General features: G+C 71.1%; 15 protein-coding genes. 6 read left to right on the forward strand and 9 right to left on the reverse strand.

The genetic code is table 11. The features are described from left to right. Positions 1 to 153: 153 nt before the first annotated feature. The 4 genes from Pla163_RS02365 to Pla163_RS02380 form a co-directional block, all read right to left on the reverse strand. On the reverse strand, positions 154 to 1,317 hold the full coding sequence (locus tag Pla163_RS02365; RefSeq protein WP_145182984.1) for an ABC transporter permease: 1,164 nt from the start codon (positions 1,315 to 1,317) through the stop codon (positions 154 to 156). 23 nt (positions 1,318 to 1,340) lie between these two features. Continuing rightward, entirely contained in the window at positions 1,341 to 2,504 is a 1,164-nt protein-coding gene (locus Pla163_RS02370) for an ABC transporter permease (protein ID WP_419186225.1), read from the reverse strand. 1 nt (position 2,505) lies between these two features. After that, the gene (locus Pla163_RS02375) at positions 2,506 to 3,243 is read right to left on the reverse strand and encodes an ABC transporter ATP-binding protein (RefSeq protein ID WP_145182990.1); all 738 of its coding nucleotides are present in this window, start codon (positions 3,241 to 3,243) and stop codon (positions 2,506 to 2,508) included. Positions 3,244 to 3,690: 447 nt separating this feature from the next. Next, positions 3,691 to 5,118, reverse strand: coding sequence for an efflux RND transporter periplasmic adaptor subunit (locus Pla163_RS02380; RefSeq protein ID WP_419186226.1), 1,428 nt, complete (start codon positions 5,116 to 5,118; stop codon positions 3,691 to 3,693). Positions 5,119 to 5,669: 551 nt separating this feature from the next. Between Pla163_RS02380 and Pla163_RS02385 the strand changes: the two genes are divergently transcribed. The 6 genes from Pla163_RS02385 to Pla163_RS02410 all read left to right on the forward strand — a co-directional run bounded on the left by Pla163_RS02385 (position 5,670) and on the right by Pla163_RS02410 (position 11,614). Continuing rightward, entirely contained in the window at positions 5,670 to 6,383 is a 714-nt protein-coding gene (locus tag Pla163_RS02385; protein WP_145182995.1) for a (2Fe-2S)-binding protein, read from the forward strand. Beyond that, positions 6,380 to 8,572 carry a xanthine dehydrogenase family protein molybdopterin-binding subunit gene (locus tag Pla163_RS02390; RefSeq protein ID WP_145182998.1) on the forward strand — a complete coding sequence of 731 codons (2,193 nt, stop codon included), beginning with the start codon at positions 6,380 to 6,382 and terminating at the stop codon, positions 8,570 to 8,572. Before Pla163_RS02385 ends, Pla163_RS02390 begins: the two co-directional genes overlap by 4 nt. A 4-nt stretch (positions 8,573 to 8,576) precedes the next feature. Beyond that, complete coding sequence (locus tag Pla163_RS02395; protein WP_145183001.1) at positions 8,577 to 9,560, forward strand: FAD binding domain-containing protein; 984 nt, start codon at positions 8,577 to 8,579, stop codon at positions 9,558 to 9,560. A 47-nt stretch (positions 9,561 to 9,607) separates the two neighbouring features. Next, entirely contained in the window at positions 9,608 to 9,871 is a 264-nt protein-coding gene (locus Pla163_RS02400) for a hypothetical protein (RefSeq protein ID WP_145183005.1), read from the forward strand. A 25-nt stretch (positions 9,872 to 9,896) separates the two neighbouring features. Next, a complete protein-coding gene (locus tag Pla163_RS02405; protein WP_145183008.1) occupies positions 9,897 to 10,658 on the forward strand; it encodes a DUF1326 domain-containing protein in 762 nt (253 codons plus the stop codon). 107 nt (positions 10,659 to 10,765) lie between these two features. After that, positions 10,766 to 11,614 carry a hypothetical protein gene (locus tag Pla163_RS02410; RefSeq protein WP_145183012.1) on the forward strand — a complete coding sequence of 283 codons (849 nt, stop codon included), beginning with the start codon at positions 10,766 to 10,768 and terminating at the stop codon, positions 11,612 to 11,614. Between the two features lie 92 nt (positions 11,615 to 11,706). Here Pla163_RS02410 and Pla163_RS02415 read toward each other — a convergent pair whose 3' ends face one another. Genes Pla163_RS02415 through Pla163_RS02435 form a run of 5 tightly spaced genes read right to left on the reverse strand, consistent with a single transcriptional unit; the run spans position 11,707 to position 16,774 of the window. Continuing rightward, positions 11,707 to 13,011 carry a serine hydrolase domain-containing protein gene (locus tag Pla163_RS02415; protein ID WP_145183015.1) on the reverse strand — a complete coding sequence of 435 codons (1,305 nt, stop codon included), beginning with the start codon at positions 13,009 to 13,011 and terminating at the stop codon, positions 11,707 to 11,709. Positions 13,012 to 13,058: 47 nt separating this feature from the next. After that, positions 13,059 to 13,436, reverse strand: coding sequence for a VOC family protein (locus Pla163_RS02420; protein WP_145183018.1), 378 nt, complete (start codon positions 13,434 to 13,436; stop codon positions 13,059 to 13,061). Between the two features lie 10 nt (positions 13,437 to 13,446). Then, positions 13,447 to 14,664, reverse strand: coding sequence for an MFS transporter (locus Pla163_RS02425; RefSeq protein ID WP_145183021.1), 1,218 nt, complete (start codon positions 14,662 to 14,664; stop codon positions 13,447 to 13,449). After that, entirely contained in the window at positions 14,661 to 16,196 is a 1,536-nt protein-coding gene (locus tag Pla163_RS02430; RefSeq protein ID WP_145183024.1) for an MFS transporter, read from the reverse strand. Before Pla163_RS02430 ends, Pla163_RS02425 begins: the two co-directional genes overlap by 4 nt. Next, positions 16,193 to 16,774, reverse strand: a complete 582-nt coding sequence (locus tag Pla163_RS02435) for a Maf family protein (RefSeq protein WP_145183027.1) — start codon at positions 16,772 to 16,774, stop codon at positions 16,193 to 16,195. Before Pla163_RS02435 ends, Pla163_RS02430 begins: the two co-directional genes overlap by 4 nt. Positions 16,775 to 16,784 lie beyond the last annotated feature (10 nt).

The following is a 16,784-nucleotide window of genomic DNA, read 5'->3' on the forward strand; positions in this document are numbered from 1 at the left end:
CGGGGTCTGGGACGGGGCCCGCTCGACCGCGTTGGATTGTCGGTACGGCGTCAGGCACGAAACTGCCACCGGCCGCCGAAGTCGCTGCGAATCGCAGCGACTTCGGCGGCCGGTGGCAGTTTCGTGCCTGACGCCGTACCGACAATCCAACCCCTACATCCGCCGCAGGGCCTCGGTCGGGCGCATGCGCGAGGCGCGCCAGGCCGGCCAGGCGCCGCCGAGCAGGCCGAGCACGAGGCTGAACGCGACCGCGACGCCGAGGACGAGCGGCGTGATGCGGAAGGCGAAGGCGACTTCGGTGAAGGTCGCGAAGTTGGTGGTGCCGGTCTCGATGCCGTTGATCGGCAGCACGATCAGACAGCCGACCAGTCCGCCCAGCAGACCGAGCACCAATGACTCGAGGATGAACGCGACGAAGATCGGGACGGGGCGGTAGCCGATCGACAGGAGGATGCCGATCTCGTGCGTCCGCGACGCAACGGCCGACAGCATCGTGTTCGTCGCGGTGAAGACCGCGGCGGCGCCCATGACGATCGCCATGAAGCTGCCGAGCGTGATCAGGATCGCCGACAGGAGCCCCGTCTGGTTCGACAGGTAGGTGCGCTCGCTCTGGACCTTCGCCGGCACTTGTGGATCCACCTCCAGCTCGTCGTTGAGCACCTCGAGGTCCGTGCCATCCACCACGCGCGCGATGACGCGGTTGGGGTTCGCGCGCTCCAGTGCGTCGAGGATGCGGTCGAGGTCGCCCCAGATCTCCGAGCCGTAGGGACCGTCGCTCGCGAAGACGCCGACCACGCGCATGGGCGAGAGGTTGAGCGGCAGGACGTCGCCCATGCGGCAGTTCTGCATGCGCTCGACGAGCTTGTTGCCGACGGCGATCTCGTCCGTGCCCGGCACCGGCCAGCGGCCTTCCACGATGCGCACCGAGTCGCCGTGGATCGCGTAGGTCAGCGGCTCGACGCCGCGCACGGGCACGTTCGTCTCGCCGCCACCGATGCGCGGCAGACGCAGGGCCACGTAGGCCTCCATCGCGGCCAGCGGGCGGCCCTGGTCGTCGGTGGCGATGGCCGGTTGCCCCTTGATCAGGGTCTGGGCCTTGTCGCGCGGGAACTGGCTCTCGCCCTCGGCATTCGCTCCGGGGCGCATGAACACGGCGACGGACTCGCTGCCGCTGCCGGCGAAGAGTCGGTCGAAGCCTTGCTGCAGCGCGAGCACGCCGGCGAGCACCGCGACCGTGGCGGCGATGCCCAGGATCGTGAGCAGGGTGGACGAGCGCCGCACGAAGAGGCTGCGCAGGGTGTAGCTGATGGGGACCATGGCGGTGCGGAGGCGTGGGCCCCTCAGACGTTGGCGCGCAGGGCGGCGACGGGCGACAGGCGGCGGGCGCCGATCGCGGGGATGATGCCGGCCACGAAGCCGATCGCGACGCTGATGACGGCCGCGCCGAGCAACGTCTGGTCGGTCACGCGGTAGGCCGGGAAGTACCGGGCCAGCGCGTCCTGGAAAGCCGGTTCGGAGCCCTTGGCCAGCAGCAGTCCGAGTCCGCCGCCGATGCAGCACAGGGCGAGTCCCTGTGCGAGCATCAACGTGAAGATGCGCCCGTCCGAGAAGCCCAGCGCTTTCAACACGCCCACGTCGTGGGTCTGCTCGCGCGCCGCCATCAGCATCGTGTTGATGCAGGCCAGGAGGATCGCGACGAACACACCGGCGCCGAGGAACGAGAGGAAGCGGGGGAGGCTTCCGATCATGCCGATGAACTGGCGGTTGAACTCGGACTCGGTGGTCGTGAGCGTGCGCATCGGACCGCCGGCGAAGAGCTCGTCGACGCGCGCCGCGACCACGTCGAGATCCGCGCCCTCCTCGGGGACGAACACGAACGTGCCGACCTCGGGCGGTACGCCTTCGAGCGCGTCGATCGTGTCCTCGAAGTAGTCCCAGTGGAAGAACATCGCGCTGCGGTCGATGTAGGGCTCTTCCGCCGTGTAGACGCCGACCACCTCGAACTCCCAGGCCTTGCCGCCCTCGTTCGGGAAGATCGTGCCGAGCAGTGGGACGATCTTGCCGACCTCGAACTCGGGGAAGCGCTCGAGCAGCTGGTCGCCGATGATCGCGCCGCGTCGGTTGGCGAAGAAGTCCTCCATCGACCCCTGCACCATCTTCATCTCGGGGTAGGCGGCGGCGAAGCCTTCGGGCTCGACGGCGAACTTGGCGAAGAAGTTCTCCGGCTCGATGTAGTCCCCGCCGAACCACTGGAACTTGACCACGTCGTCCACGCCTTCGACGTTCTCGATCTTCTGCTCGTAGCTCTGGGGCATCGAGGCGAAGAGGCTGACGGCGGTCTGGGTCCACAGGCGGCGCACGCCGCTGCCCTCGAGTCCGACGTCGAGCGCGGTCACGAGCGACGCGAGGAAGCTGACCAGGAACGTCGCGATCGACAGGGCGCCGATGGTCAGCAGCGAGCGCAGCGGGTGCGCGAACAGGTTCTTGAAGGCGAGGCTCAGCACGTCACTCGCCCCCGAGCTGGCCGGCTGCCGCCGCGCCGGACTTCGCGCCACGCTCGCGCACCTCGGCCAGACGCCCCTTGTCGAGGTGGATCTGGTTCGTGGCGAACTCGGCCGCCAGCGGGTCGTGCGTGACCATCAGGATCGTCTTGCCGAGCTCCTGGTTGAGCTTGGTCATCAGCTCGAGCACGGCGTTCGCGCTGTCGCGGTCCAGGTCGCCGGTGGGCTCGTCGGCGAGGATCAACTTCGGGTCGGTCGCGATGGCACGCGCGATGGCGACGCGCTGTTCCTGACCACCGGACAATTGGCGCGGGCGGTGCTTCATGCGGTCGCTCATGCTGACCAGTTCGAGCGCGTACTCGGCCTGCTTGCGCTGTTCCGACTTCGACAGCGGCGTGAGGCCGAGCGGCAGCATCACGTTCTCGAGCGCCGTCAGCACCGGGATCAGGTTGAAGCCCTGGAACACGAAGCCGACGTTGTCGCTGCGCCACTGCGCCAGTTCGGAGCCGGTCAGCTCGGCCACGTCGGTGCCGTCGACGATCAGCTGGCCGCTCGTCGCGTCGTCGAGCCCGCCGATCAGATTGAGCAGCGTCGTCTTGCCCGAACCGGACGGGCCCATCAGCGCGAAGAAGCCGCCGGCGTCGATGTCGAGATCGAGCTCGTCGAGCACGCGCAGGGTCTCACCGCCGCGCTTGTAGACCTTGGTGAGCTTCCGCGCCTGGATCATCGATTGGTCGGACATGGTGGTTCGAGGGGGTGCGCAGGGTCGTGGGTGGATCGAGTGGGCCGCCATGCCCTGTTCGGACGACGGCGGGCGAGGCGTTGCGGGCGAGGGCTGGTGAGCGCGTGGTTGCGTGCGAGTCGTCGGGCTCCGGCTGGCGCCCGTGATTCGGTGCGCTCGGGATCGACGCGCTCTCGATGGTGAGTTGGTGCGGGTGCCGACGACGGTCGATTCGCGAAGTGCGGATGCGAGATCGGGTGCGTTCCGCTGGGCTCCGTCGTCGCCGGTTCGTCGCCGCGGCGCCGCGTTCGTGCATTCCCAGCTCGTAGGTGCGCCCTCGAACCGGTCGTCCTCGGCGCGCAGTGTGCAGCGCTGCTTCGCTCGGCGCCGAGGCCCGGGCGACAGTTTCTCGAACGTCGGTGCGTGCGGTCGTCGTCGCTGGAGGTTCGTTCGCGGTTCGTTCGCGGCTCAGTCGCCCCGCGCGGCCACGCGCGCGCCGTCGGTGAGCGCGCCCGTGGGCTGCTCGACGACCATGTCGCCGTCCGCGAGGCCGGTCAGCACGCGCAGGCGGCCGGTCGGTCCGTTCTCGACGGTGACCTCGCGCTCGAAGACCTGCTGGCCCTCGAGGACGAAGACGCGGCGCGTGTCGCCACTGCCGAGGAACGCGCTCGTCGGCAGCAGGAGCGTGCCCTCGCGGGGCGCGTCGCTGCCCGCGTCCTGGCTCTGTCCGGGATCCTGGAAGACGACGCGCGCGCCCATGTCGGGCTTGAGGCGCTCGTCCACCGCGTCGAAGCGCACGCGCACCTCGATCGTGGCCTTCTGGCGACTGGCGGTGGGCCAGATGCGGCTGACCGTGCCGGCGAACGGTTCGCTCGCGTAGGCGTCGACGAAAACGGTCGCGGCCTGTCCGACGGAGACCTTCGCGAGCGACGTCTCCGGCAGGTCGATCTGCACCTCGAGCGACGCGAAGTCGACCATCGTGACGACCGAACCGCGCGAGCTGCCGCCCTGGCTGTTCGGGCTGACCACTTCGCCGACCTGGGCGTCCTTGAGGACCACGACGCCGTCGAAGGGCGCGCGCACCTCGGTCTTCGAGAGGGTCGCGCGGGCCTGGGCCAGGGTGGCTTCGGCGACCGGGACGCGCGCGCCGGCTTCGGCGACGGCCGCTTCCGCCGCTGCGAAGCGCGAACGGGCCTGGTCGAGGGCGGACTCGGCGGAGGTGACCAGCGCTTCGTTCGTGGCCACGTTCGCCCGCGAGCGCTCGACCTCGGACTCCGCCAGGTCCACGTCGCGCGCGTTGCCGACCTCGGTGTCGAGCAGTTCCTGCTGGCGCGCGAGTTCGCGATCCGCGAGAGCCGCGTCGGTGCGCGCTGCATCCGTGCGCGTGCGCGCCGCGGCCAGGTCGGACTCGAAACGCGCGACGTCCTTGCCGATCGCGGCCGCGTCGGCGCGCGCGCGCTCGACGCCGCGGTGTGCGAGCTCGACGTCGGCCTCGGCGCGCTCGACCGCGGCCTCGAACTCCTCGGAGAACAGGCGCGCGACCACGTCGCCCTTCTTCACGACCGAACCTTCGGTCACGTTCAGTTCGACCACGCGGCCGGGCGTGTCGGCCGAGAGCGCCGCGCGGGTGGCCGCCACCAGGTAGCCATTGGCCGACGTGCCCGAGAGGGCCGTGGACTGCCGCGCCGTGATCGCCGTCGCGCGCACCACCTCGACCTGGGGCAGGGTGACGCTCTCGTACCAGGCGAGGATCGGCGCGCGGAACAGCCAGCCAGCGCCGAGCAGCAGCGCCAGGACGATCGCGCGTCCGGGCCACGGGCTGCGGCGCTTGCGCCCACCGCCGCCACCCTTGGACGCGGTGCCCGATCGATCGATCTTCAGCTTCTCGAGTTCCATCCGCGCGGCAGGATAGCGGCGTGCGAGTGGGGAGGGCAGGCCCGGGGTCCGGTTCTCGCGAGGTGGATTGGTCGGTACGGCGTCAGGCACGAAACTGCCACCTGCCGCGCCGAGACGCTGCGATTCGCAGCGTCGTCGGCGGCCGGTGGCAGTTTCGTGCCTGACGCCGTACCGACCAATCCGAGGCCGGCTCGACGCCCTCGACTTCCACTTCGACCGGTTCGACGTTTGCGCGCCCGTCGTCTTCATCGACGCCTCGCAGCTGTTCGACGAGCAGGTCTTCCCGCGCGGGACCCTGTTCCACTCGTCGCCGCACTGGGTCGCGCCTTGCAACCCAAGCGGGATCGTCGACCGACTGGGGTCGGCCCGGGGTGGATCGGTCGGTACGGCGTCAGGCACGAAACTGCCACCGGCCGCGCCGAGTCGCTGCGATTCGCAGCGACTTCGGCGGCCGGTGGCAGTTTCGTGCCTGACGCCGTACCGACCAATCCAACTCGCCCGTCGAGTACGCTGGGCGCCCACCCCGGCCCACGGTCACCCCCGACACTTCCATGACGGATCGAACCACCCCGGACGGACGCGACGACGCGCCGCCCCAGGGAGCCACGAGCTCCGCACCCGCGCCCCTCTCCCGCCGCTCCTTCCTCAAGGGCGCCAGCACGGTCGCGGCCGGCGGCGCGGCCATCGGTCAGGCGCTCGCGGCGCAGACCGCGGCGGCCCAGGCCGAGCAGGAGGCCGCCTCGCGCGGCACGACGCTGTCCGGGAAGGTGGACGTCACCCTCGCGATCAACGGTCGCGAGCAGAAGCTGTCGATCGAGCCGCGCACCACGCTGCTCTCGGCGCTGCGCCACCACCTCGAACGCCCGCTGACCGGCACCAAGGAGGTCTGCGACCGCGGCAACTGCGGCGCGTGTTCGGTGCTGATCGACGGCGAGCCCGCCTACTCGTGCCTGCAGCTCGCGGTGCGCTGTGCGGGCAAGCAGATCACCACGGTCGAAGGGCTCGGCTCGCCCGACGCCATGTCCGACGTCCAAGCCGCGTTCGTGGCCAAGGACGCGCAGATGTGCGGCTTCTGCACGCCGGGCTTCGTGATCGCGACGACCGCCTGCCTGTCGAAGCACCCGGACGCCGACCGCGACACCATCCGCACCGAACTGTCCGGCAACCTGTGCCGCTGCGGCACCTACGGGCACCTGTTCGACGCGGCCGAAGCCGTGCGCGACGGTCGCACGGGCGCGAAGAGCGAAGGAGGGTCGAAGCGATGAGCAGCGATCCCAAGAGCGCCGACCCGGCGACCATTTCGTTCACGGTCCAGGAGAGCTCCTGGACCCCGCGCAAGGAGATGACCGTCCTCGATCGCGACATCCCGCGCATCGACGGACCCGACAAGGTCACCGGCCGCGCGCGCTACTCCCACGACATGCGCCTGCCGAACATGGTCTACGCGCGCCTCGTGCTCGCGAAGACGCCGCGCGCCACGGTCGACGAGATCGACATCGCGGCTGCCCAGCAGATCGAAGGCGTCGTGCACGTCGGCATCCAGAAGAACGCCGGCGACGAGCTGGCCTACCTCGGCGACGACTCGGTCGTGGCCTACGTGGCGGCCGAAACACCGGAAGCGGCCAAGGACGCGGCGCGCGCCGTGCGCTTCATGCTCAGCCCGAAGGCGCCCGTCGTCACGCGCGAGCAGTCGCTCGATCCCGAAGCGCCCCAGATCACGCGCCGCGGCAACGTGCGCGCCGGACGCGGACCGCGCGGTGCCGACGAGACCGAAGCGCTGCTCGAGAAGAGCGCGCACCAGGTCCGCGCCACCTACACCCTTCCGATCCAGCACCACGTGTGTCTCGAGACGCACGGCTGCGTGGTGGACTTCGATGCCGCTGCGGGCGAGGCCACCGTCTACGCCTCGACCCAGATGGTCTCGGGCAACGCGGGCATGTTCGCCGGGCTCCTCGGTCTCGACGCCAGCAAGGTGCGCATCGTCTGCCAGCACATGGGCGGCGGCTTCGGGTCGAAGTTCGGCCCCGACCTGCAAGGCGCGATCGCCTGCACGATCGCCAAGGCCACCGGCCGGCCCGTGCACCTGATGCTCGACCGGCCGCAGGAGTTCCAGATGGCGGGCAACCGCTCCGGCACCCACGCGGAAGTGGCGCTCGGCTGCGACGCGGACGGAAAGCTGACCGCGGCGGCCGGCACCATCGACAAGCTCGGCGGCGTCGGCAACGGCAGCTTCCCCGGTTTCCCCTACATCTACGAATGCCCGAGCGCGGCCCAGACCCGCTCGGTGCACACGGCCCTCGACTCGAACCGCGCCATGCGCGCGCCCGGTCACCCGCAGGCGTCGTTCGTGATGGAGTCGGCCGTCGACGAGCTGGCCTACGCCGTCGGTATCGGTCCGCTCGAGATGCGGATGCGCAACGCGCCCGACGACGTCTGGAAGCGCCACCTGCGCGTGGTCGCCAAGGAGATCGGCTGGGCCGAGCACCCGCACAAGACCGCGCCCGGCACGCCCGGCGCCGACGGTTGGACCGAGGGCATCGGCTTCGGTCTCGCCACCTGGCGCGCGGGCGGAAGCGGCGGCGGACGCTGCGACATCACGATCGAGCGCGACGGCAGCGTCATCTCGTCGTGCGGCGTGCAGGACCTCGGAACGGGCTCGCGCACCTACGTCGCGGCGATCCCGGCCGAGGAACTCGGTCTGACGATCGAGGACGTCACCGCGCGCATCGGCGACTCGGCCCTTCCGCCGGGCGTCGGCTCGGGCGGCAGCGTCACGACCGGTTCGATCGCCCCGGTGATCAAGCAGGCGGCGCACAACGCGCGCGTCGAGTTCGAGAAGCGCCTGTCGGAGATCACCGAGGTCGCGCCCGGCGGCTACGTCTGGGAGAACGGCTCGATCCGCACCGAGGACGGCTCGTTCGACGTGCCGTTCCGCGACGCCTGTTCACTGCTCGGCAACAAGGCGATCACCGCATCGGCCGGCTTCGACGAGTCGAACCACCTGACCGCCGGCGGTCGACTGCACGGCGCCCAGGCCGCGCGCGTGCGCGTCGACACCGTCACCGGTCGCGTGGTCGTCGTCGACATGGTCGCGATCCAGGACACCGGCCTGCCGCTCAACCGTCTGGCCGTTCGCAGCCAGATCAACGGCGGCATGATCCAGGCCCTGTCGTACGGCTTGCTCGAGGAGCGCATCGTCGACCCGGAGCTCGGCCTGCTCCTGACCGACAACCTCGAGAGCTACAAGATCGCCGGCAGTCGCGAGATCGGCGCCATCCGCTCGATCATCGACGACGAGGACGACCGCTGGAGCGTGACGGGCATGGCCGAAGCCACCAGCATCCCCGGCCACTCCGCCATCGCCAACGCCATCTTCAACGCCTGCGGCGCGCGTCTGCGTTCCGTGCCTTTCACCCCCGACCGCGTCCTCGACGCCCTGGCCGAGCGAGCCTGATCCCATGGAGAAGTTCGAACTACTGCAGCCGAAGGGACTGCGCGAGGCCGTGCTGGCCCTGGCCGAGGGCGACGCCGATCGCAGCACGATGGTGCTCGCCGGTGGACAGGACCTGTTGACCGAGATGAAGGAGCACCTGGCCGAACCGAGCCTGGTGGTCGACATCTCCGGCCTGCCGCAACTGGCCGGCATCGGCGAGGTGAAGGACGGTTCGATCCGTCTGGGCGCGAACGCGACCATCGCGCAGATCGCGGGTCACCCGCGTCTGCGCGCCGATCTGCCGATCCTCACCGAGGCGGCCGATTCGATCGCGTCGCCGCAGATCCGTTCGGTTGCGACGCTCGGCGGCAACCTGAACCAGCGCCCGCGCTGCTGGTACTACCGCAACGAAGAGGCCTTCTGCCTGAAGAAGGGCGGCTCGGTCTGCTACGCCGCCGAGGGCATGAACAAGTACAACGCCATCCTGGGTGGGGGGCCGAGCTACATCGTGCACCCGTCCGACATGGCGCCGGCCCTGATCGCTCTCGACGCGCGCGTGCAACTCGTCGGACCCGACGGCGATCGCGAGGTCGCGCTGGCCGACTACTACACGCTGCCGTCCGACGGTCCGATGACCAGCGAGACGGTGCGCGCGAACGGCGAGATCGTCGTGGACGTGATCGTTCCGCCCCAGCCGCAGGGCCTGCGCAGCACCTACCTCAAGTTCAAGGAGCGCGAGTCGTACGACTGGGCGCTCGCGTCGGTGGCTCTGGCCGTCGTCATGGATGGCGGCGTCGTGCGGCACGCGCGGATGTCCCTGGGCGGCGTCGCCCCGAAGCCGTGGACCGTGGACGTGCAAGGGGTGCTCGCGGGTCGACCCGTCAACGACGAGACGGTCGCGAAGGTCGCGGACCTCGCGCTCGACGGTGCGAAGGCCCTGGCGCACAACGGCTACAAGATCCCGCTCACCCGTGGCTTGATCGCGCGCGCGTTCCAGCAGCTCTCCTGACCGCTCCGCGCTTTCCAGACTCCGAGCCCTTCAGCCCGAACCGAACCATGGCCGAGAACACGAATCCGAACGCTGCCAGCCCGTCGACCAAGCTGTCGCCCGCGCAGATGTTCCCGTACTGCACGCACCTCGCGAGCAAGAAGCTGTTGCTGCGCTCCGAGCCCGCCCGCGTCGACCGCGACGTGCTCGACGCCTCGAACCACTGCTGGTGCAACCGCACGATGCAGGTGATCGGGCCCGACCGCGACATGGCGCACCCCGAGGAGTGCCGCAGCGGTCGCGAGTGCTTCGAGTCGCGTTTCGAGAACTGAGAGCCCCAACGCAGGAGCCACCACCATGAACCTCGTCCTTCCCACCGTCGGTGTCGCGGCGCTCGCGCTGGCGGCGTTCCCGTTCATCTCGCTCTGCGACTGCGGCGACGATCGCGGCGCCGTCGCTGCGAACCAGCAGGTGTCGCTCACCACCGCCGTGGCGCCGACCGGCGACTACATCGAAGCGCGCAACGTGACCGTCTGGGGCGGCCACTGCCACCTGAACAGCGAGTACGACCACCAGGGCGACGCGGCCCTGGTCGCCTGGGCGATCGACGGAGGCGCGTTCGGCGGCGTCGATCTCGCGGGCGTGCGCGTCGTCGCGGCCGTCGCCTCGGGCGCGAACCTGGCCGACGGCGAAGCCCGCTCGAGCGACCTGTTCGTCGACGCCACGAACGACATCCAGCGCGCCGCCGCCGAGCGTTGGGCGCGCACCGAGCACGCCGACGCGCTCGGCACGGTCGCCGCCGTGCACGCTGTGCCGATCGCCTTCGAGCGCGAGGGCGACCACTACCGCCTCGCCGTGGACGACCTCGTGCAACTCGAGGGCAGCGCCATCGCCGACCGCTCGTGCTGCACGATGACCGAGTGCCGCGGCTACGAGCCGTTGATGGCCGAAGCCGGCGCCGTGGTCGGTTTCGCCGACACGCTGGTCTTCGAGGGCACCGAGACCCAGGTCGGCTGGCAGTACGAGGGCGCGAACAGCGTGTTCGTCACCGAGTTCGGTGCACCGCAGGGCTGCGGGGGCGCGTGCGCGTGCGAGTCGGACGAACTGCCGCGGCCCTGATGCGCGCGCCGATCGAGCGCGCCGCTCGTCGCCGTACGAGTACCGAGGCCACGAGGGCCGTCGCACGCGCGGCGGCCCTCGTGGTGGTTCTTGGCGCAGCGAGTTGCGTGCGCACGACGACCCCCGCGCCGCCGGTCGATCCGCTCGACTGGGTCGCGCCCGACGCGCACCTCGTGCTGTGGAGCCTGTGGCCGGACGTGCGCGAGCTCGTCGGTGCGAGTGCGTTCGACGCGCACACGGCGGGCTGGCTCGAGGCAGAGGCGCGCGCGGACATCTCGGGCATCGATCTGGGCAACGACTACGTGGGCGAGTTCGTGATCGCCGGGGTCGCGCGGCTGGGGCTGGTTCCGGACGCGATCGAGGCGGTCTTCGTGGACGCGGGGATCGCGCCCGATCGGTCGGGACTCGAATCGCGACTCGAGCCCCACTGGCGCGTCCAGTTCGCGCGCTTCGCCCGCGCCCATCCGCAACGCGCGCGCGAGGAGCTCGAAGCAGCTTGGACCCGCGCCGTCGCGGCGAACGACCTGGAGCTCGTCGCCGCGTGCATCGAACTGGCCCGTGGCGAAGTGGTGGGCTACGACCCGTTCGTCTTCGAGGGGCCGACGGGGCACATGGACCAGGCGGACAGGGCGCGTGTCGACGGAGCGTCGGACTCGGCCGCGCCCCTCGGTGCCGGTGACGACCACACGCCTTCGTCCTTGTGGTCCGACGAGGCGTGCCGCGACACCTGCAGGGATCTCGTCTGGTTCGTCACCGGGCGGGGTGGCGACACCAGCGGGGTGCTCGACCTGCTGGAGCGCTACGGCGTGCCCGCCGACGTCGACCTCGCCGAGCTCGCGCGGATCACCCGCGAGCGACGCGACGAACTCGCGGACGCGGTGATTCCGCTGCCGCATCCGTACGACCTCGAGCTGGCGGTGCTGCGCTACGAGCGGCTGCTGGCCCGACTGCCCTGAGGCGCGGGCCTGGGCCGCTGGACCCGAGTGGAGGCGAGTGGGTCGAACTCGTCGAACTAGTCGAACTAGTCGAACTAGTCGAACTAGTCGAACTAGTCCAACTCGTCGAACAGATCGTCCTCGGGCCAGTCCTCCACCGCGTCCACCGCGCGGTGCACCAAGGGATCGATCAGTGCCGCCAGGTCCCGGCCGCCCTCGCCCTCGCGCGCGTTGAACAGCACGGCCCACACGAACCCGTCGTGGCGCGCGACCAACAAGGCCGACGTTCCGGGCAGAGCGCCGGTGTGCCACAGGTTGCGCGCCGACTCGCCGTCCACGTCGCGCACCGACCAGCCGCAGCCGTACCAGACCCGCGCGTCCTCGCTGCCCGGCGGGCGTGCGACCATCGCGGCGACGGACTCGGGCGCGAGGAGGTTCGCACCCGCGAGGTCGACGGCCGACGCGAAGCGCACCAGGTCCGGCGCCGACGCGATCCAGCCGCCGTGCGCGTCCATCACCTCGAGTTGGAACGAGCCGTCCGGCGCGGCGACGATCGCTCCGGGCGGCGCGCCGAACACGCTGCGCCCGGTGCGCCCGCGCCCGTCGTACTCGACCTCGTCGGCCGGCCGGTCCGCGGGCAGCGAACGGCCGAGTTGCATGTGGCGCACGCCGATCGGCTCCAGCACGTGTTCCGTCGCGTAGTTCGCGTAGTCCTGGCCGCTCGTCGACTCGATCGCGAGGCCGAGCAGCAGATACCCGAAGTTCGAGTAGGTGTAGCGCAGGCCCGGATCGTGATCGAGCGGACGCGCGAGGACGAAGTCGCGGATCTCGCCCTTGGTCGGCGGCGAGTCGAGCGGTCCGTCCGGTCGCTGCTCGCGAACGATGCGCCGTGTCGCGAACATCGGATCGAAACTCGCGCCGCGATCCCAGCCTCCGCGGTGCCACAGGACGTCCTGCACCGTGATCCGCCCGATGCGCGAGTCGGCGAACGCCGTCCCGTCGGGCAGGTCGATCAGTTCCACGAGCGGCGTGTCGAGTTCGAAGCGTCCCGCCTCGACCAGCTGCAGCACGCAGACCGCCGTGAGCGGCTTCGAGACACTGGCGATGCGAAAGCGCGACGTGGGCTCGACGGGTCGCGCGCGCTCGCGGTCCGTTCGCCCGAAGCCCCGGGCGTGTCCGAAGCCGCGCGCGTACACGAGCTTTCCGTCGCGCGCCACGGCCAACGCCGCGCCGGGCACGTCGTGCGCGTCCATGAACGCCGTCATCATCCGGTCGAGCGGGGCCAACTCCGGCAACGCGCGACCGGTGACGGGGCGCGCCTCGTCCGGCGCGTGCTCCCCGTCCTGCGCGACGCCAACTCGCTCGCCAGCGCGTCCGTCGACGTGCGTCGCCGCGCGAGCGGCTGCGGCGATCACCACGACCGCGGCCGCGACGAACCGTGCGAGTGCGCGCGACCCCGCGCCCTTCACCGCTCCACCCGGTCGACGCGCTGCATGAACTCGAGCCGGTTGCCGAACGGGTCCGCGCTGAACAGTCGCCGGTAGCCGGGGATCGCGCCCCCCGCGCTGATCGGTGCGTCGGCGGCTTCGAGCGCGCGCTGCGTCCCGTCGAGATCGGCCACGAGGAACGCCACGTGCGCCTTGCGCGCGGGCTTGAAGTCCGCCTCGACGCCGAGGTGCAGCGCGATCCCGGCGCGTTCGAACCAGCAGCCGCCGTTGCCCGCGTTGACCGGCGGTTTCGCGACCTCGTCGAAGCCGAGCACGCCGATCCAGAAGGCGCGCGCGCGCTCCTCTTCACCGACGGGGATCGCGATCTGCACGTGGTCGATTCCGCGGATGTCCATGGCCGCGAGCCTAGCGTTCGCGCGGCCGCCACAGCCACAGCGCGCCGAGCACCACGAGCGCCGCGACCCCGTAGGTCAGAAGGACGCCCGTCAGATCGCCCCGCGCGAGCGTCTCGAGCGGCCCGCCCGCGAACCGGCCGGCGACCATCAGCGTCACCGCCAGCAACAGGCTGCCCACCAGAGTCTGGCCCGAGAAGAACGTGGCGCGCAACGGACCCGACAGCACCGCGTGCAGCTGGGCGTTGCGCACCGGCAGCGCGATGCCGTGGGGCACGCCGCGGCAGGCGATGACGAGCAGGACCGCGGGGTGCAGGAACAGCGCCATCGCCCACAGGATCGAGATCTGCAGGGCGAAGCACACGAGCAGCGTCGCGATCGGACCGCAGCGTTCGGCGACGGCGGGGGAGAGGCGGCTCGCGACCGACGCCAGCAGCATCATCAGTCCCAGCACGAGTCCCACCGTCTCGGTCGGTGCGCCGGCGCCGAGGAAGTCCACGTCGAGCAGCGCCGCGTAGGCCTGGTGGAACTCGAGCGGCACGTGGTTGAACAGTTGCATCGACACGGCGAAGGCGGCCAGCCAGGCGAGGCGCGGATGCCGCAGCGAACCGAGCAGTCGGCCCCAGTCGCCGCGCGCGCCGCCGGCCACCTGGTCCGGCTCGCGCGCGTCGCGGATGCCGAGCGCGGCCACCAGTCCGACCAGGCCCGCGAGCCCGGTGCCGAGGTAGCCGGCGCCGAGCCACCACGCGCTGGCGAATCCGCCCGAGACCGTCGCGACCGCGGCCGTGCCGAAGCCCACCGTCGCGACGCGCGCTTCCCAAGTAGTCAGCTCGCCGAGGCGGTCGTCGCGCTTGAGCCAGTCGTACAACAGCGCCGTGTCGGTGCCGCTCACGAACGCGGTCGCGCCGGCGAGTCCGACCTGGCCCGCGACGCACCAACCGAACGACTCGCCGAACGCGATCGCGCAGCCGCCCGCGGCCTGCATCGCCATCGCCACCAGCAACGTCGCGCGCCGCCCGAAACGGTCCGACGCCCAACCGCTCGGCAGTTCGAGCACGACGCCGGCCAGGTAGTAGGCGCCCAGGAGGGTCAGCGCGGTCTCGCTGCCGAAACGGCTCGCGAACAACAGGAACGACGTGGGCAGCCAGAACCAGGCCGCCTTGCACGACTGCAGAACGAGCAGCCGCGCGAGCACCGGATCACAGTCGCGCCCTTCGCGGTCGCCCGTCATCGCGTCGATCCGGGCGGCGCGTGCCTCGAACCGTTGGACTCGTCGCCGCGCGCGTCGCTCGGTTCCGCGGATCCGACTTCCGACCCGTCGCCGCGCACCAGATCGGCGCCCACGAGTTCACCATCGTCGGGCGGATCCTCGTCGTCCAGCCCCACCTCGACCTCTGGATCCTCGGTCAATCCGCCGACCGGACGCAGCGCGATGCCGCCACCGGAGCGGAAGCCGACCACGCGCAGCAGGAGCCGATGCGGCCCGACCGACGTCTCGCCGATCCCGGCCGGCAGCACGATCGGCGCCGCGAACGCGACCAACAGACGCGCCGCGCAGCTGACCGCGAAGATCACGCGCAGGTCGCCGCTCGCGAGCGCCACGATCCCCGCGCCCGCCATCGCTCCCAGCAGTTGGGCCGAACCGTTCGCGAGCTGTTGCACGGCCGAGACCTGCGCGCGCGTGCCGCGGTAGCTCGACCCCACGAGCAGTCCGAACAGACTCACCTCGTAGCCGCCCCAGGCCAGACCCGAGAAGCACTGCGCCGCGAAGATGACCCAGAACCCGGTCGCGAACACCCACGGCAGCGGGACGAGCGCCAGCAGGATCAGCGTCATGCAGAACGTCGAACGCGGCCCGAACTGGTCGATGGCGCGGCCGATCGACGGCAGGATCCCGACCTTGACGCCCATCACCATCAGGCTCGCGACCGTGAACTCGACGTACGACAGCTGGAGGTCCTCCAGCATGAACGGCGTGTAGAACGGACTCGAGAGGTAGACGGTGAACTGGATCGCGAAGACGAGCAGGATCAGCCGCCGCGCGCGCGTCCCGCGTTCCGTGAACAGGAAGCGGCGCACGCGCGGGCCGGTCGACATGCCGGCGAAGGGCGGTTCGGGCGTGCGCGCGCTCAAGAGGGCGCTGATGCCGCGCGCGATGCCCGCCAGCGCGAACAAGAGAGCGAAGCCGATTCCGCCCGTGCCGGACGCGATCGAGTCCGCCGGCTCGAGCCACTGCAGCAGCAACCCGCCGACCAGGATGCCGACGCCGATCGCGCCGTACACGACGCGGTTGCGGCGCGCGACGTAGCTGCCGCGCACCTCGGCGGGGATCAGGTCGCCGAACCACGAGGTCCAGGCCGTGCCCGCCGCCTGGCCGAGCAGTTGGTGCAGCGCGTAGGCCGCGAGCAGGAGCGTCGGCGTGCCCGCACCGGCCAGCTCGACCGCGGCCAGGGCGACAAGGTTGAGCGCCTGCAGCACGTTGGCCGCGACGACGATCCGGCGCCGGCGCTTCGTGACCCGGGCGAGCAGCCGCAGGCACAGGAACGGACCGAGCGAGCCCACGAACAGCGGCAGCGACACCAGCAGTCCGAGCATCAGGGTCGAGGCGCCGAGGCGTACCGCGTCCGCGATGATGTAGGTCTCGCCCAGGCCGACCATGATCGCGAACGCGGCGCCCTCGGCCACGCTGAGTCGCAGGCCGCGCTGGACCTCCTCGGGGCCCAGGCGCTCCGATCGTCCGCTCCCTCCGGGCCGCTCGTTCACGGCAGCCTGAACCCGCGTCGCGCAAGGTCGCCCGCCAGCGCCATCAACGGCAGGCCGACGATCGCCGTGTGGTCGGCACACTCGATCGCCTCGAACAGGGCGATGCCGCGCGCCTCGAGCTTGTACGAGCCCGCGCAGTCGTAGGGCTCGTCGGCGGCCACGTAGCGCTCGAGGGCGGCGTCGTCGAGGTCGCGGACGAAGAGGCGCGCCACGTCCGTGTGCTCCCAATCGCCGCCGGGGCCGACGACGCAGACCGCGGTCAGGATCTCGTGCGAGCGACCGCGCAGCGTGCGCAGCTGCTCGAGCGCGCCCGCGGCGTCACCCGGCTTCCCGAGCACGCGGTCGCCGACGGCGCAGACCTGGTCCGAGCCGATCACGACGGCCTCCGCGTCGCCGAGAGCGTCCGCGACCGCGCGGGCCTTCGCCGCGGCCAATTGGCGCGCCAACTCCCGCGGCCCGGCGCCTTTCGCCTTCCAGGCCTCCTCGTCCACGTCCGGCGCCCGCTGTTCGAAAGCGAGCCCGAGACGCGCGAGCAGATCACGGCGATAGGTGGAGGTCGAGGCCAGGACGAGTCGCACGGGGCGAGTC

It is taken from the genome of Rohdeia mirabilis, assembly GCA_007750655.1.
Classification (GTDB): Bacteria; Planctomycetota; UBA1135; order UBA1135.

Excerpts from the sequence above, each read along its gene's own strand:
- Pla163_RS02365 (WP_145182984.1), bottom strand. The coding sequence starts at position 1,317 with ATGGTCCCCATCAGCTACACCCTGCGCAGCCTCTTCGTGCGGCGCTCG.
- Pla163_RS02375 (WP_145182990.1), bottom strand. The coding sequence starts at position 3,243 with ATGTCCGACCAATCGATGATCCAGGCGCGGAAGCTCACCAAGGTCTAC.
- Pla163_RS02380 (WP_419186226.1), bottom strand. The coding sequence starts at position 5,118 with ATGGAACTCGAGAAGCTGAAGATCGATCGATCGGGCACCGCGTCCAAG.
- Pla163_RS02385 (WP_145182995.1), top strand. The coding sequence starts at position 5,670 with ATGACGGATCGAACCACCCCGGACGGACGCGACGACGCGCCGCCCCAG.
- Pla163_RS02390 (WP_145182998.1), top strand. The coding sequence starts at position 6,380 with ATGAGCAGCGATCCCAAGAGCGCCGACCCGGCGACCATTTCGTTCACG.
- Pla163_RS02395 (WP_145183001.1), top strand. The coding sequence starts at position 8,577 with ATGGAGAAGTTCGAACTACTGCAGCCGAAGGGACTGCGCGAGGCCGTG.
- Pla163_RS02400 (WP_145183005.1), top strand. The coding sequence starts at position 9,608 with ATGGCCGAGAACACGAATCCGAACGCTGCCAGCCCGTCGACCAAGCTG.
- Pla163_RS02405 (WP_145183008.1), top strand. The coding sequence starts at position 9,897 with ATGAACCTCGTCCTTCCCACCGTCGGTGTCGCGGCGCTCGCGCTGGCG.
- Pla163_RS02420 (WP_145183018.1), bottom strand. The coding sequence starts at position 13,436 with ATGGACATCCGCGGAATCGACCACGTGCAGATCGCGATCCCCGTCGGT.
- Pla163_RS02425 (WP_145183021.1), bottom strand. The coding sequence starts at position 14,664 with ATGACGGGCGACCGCGAAGGGCGCGACTGTGATCCGGTGCTCGCGCGG.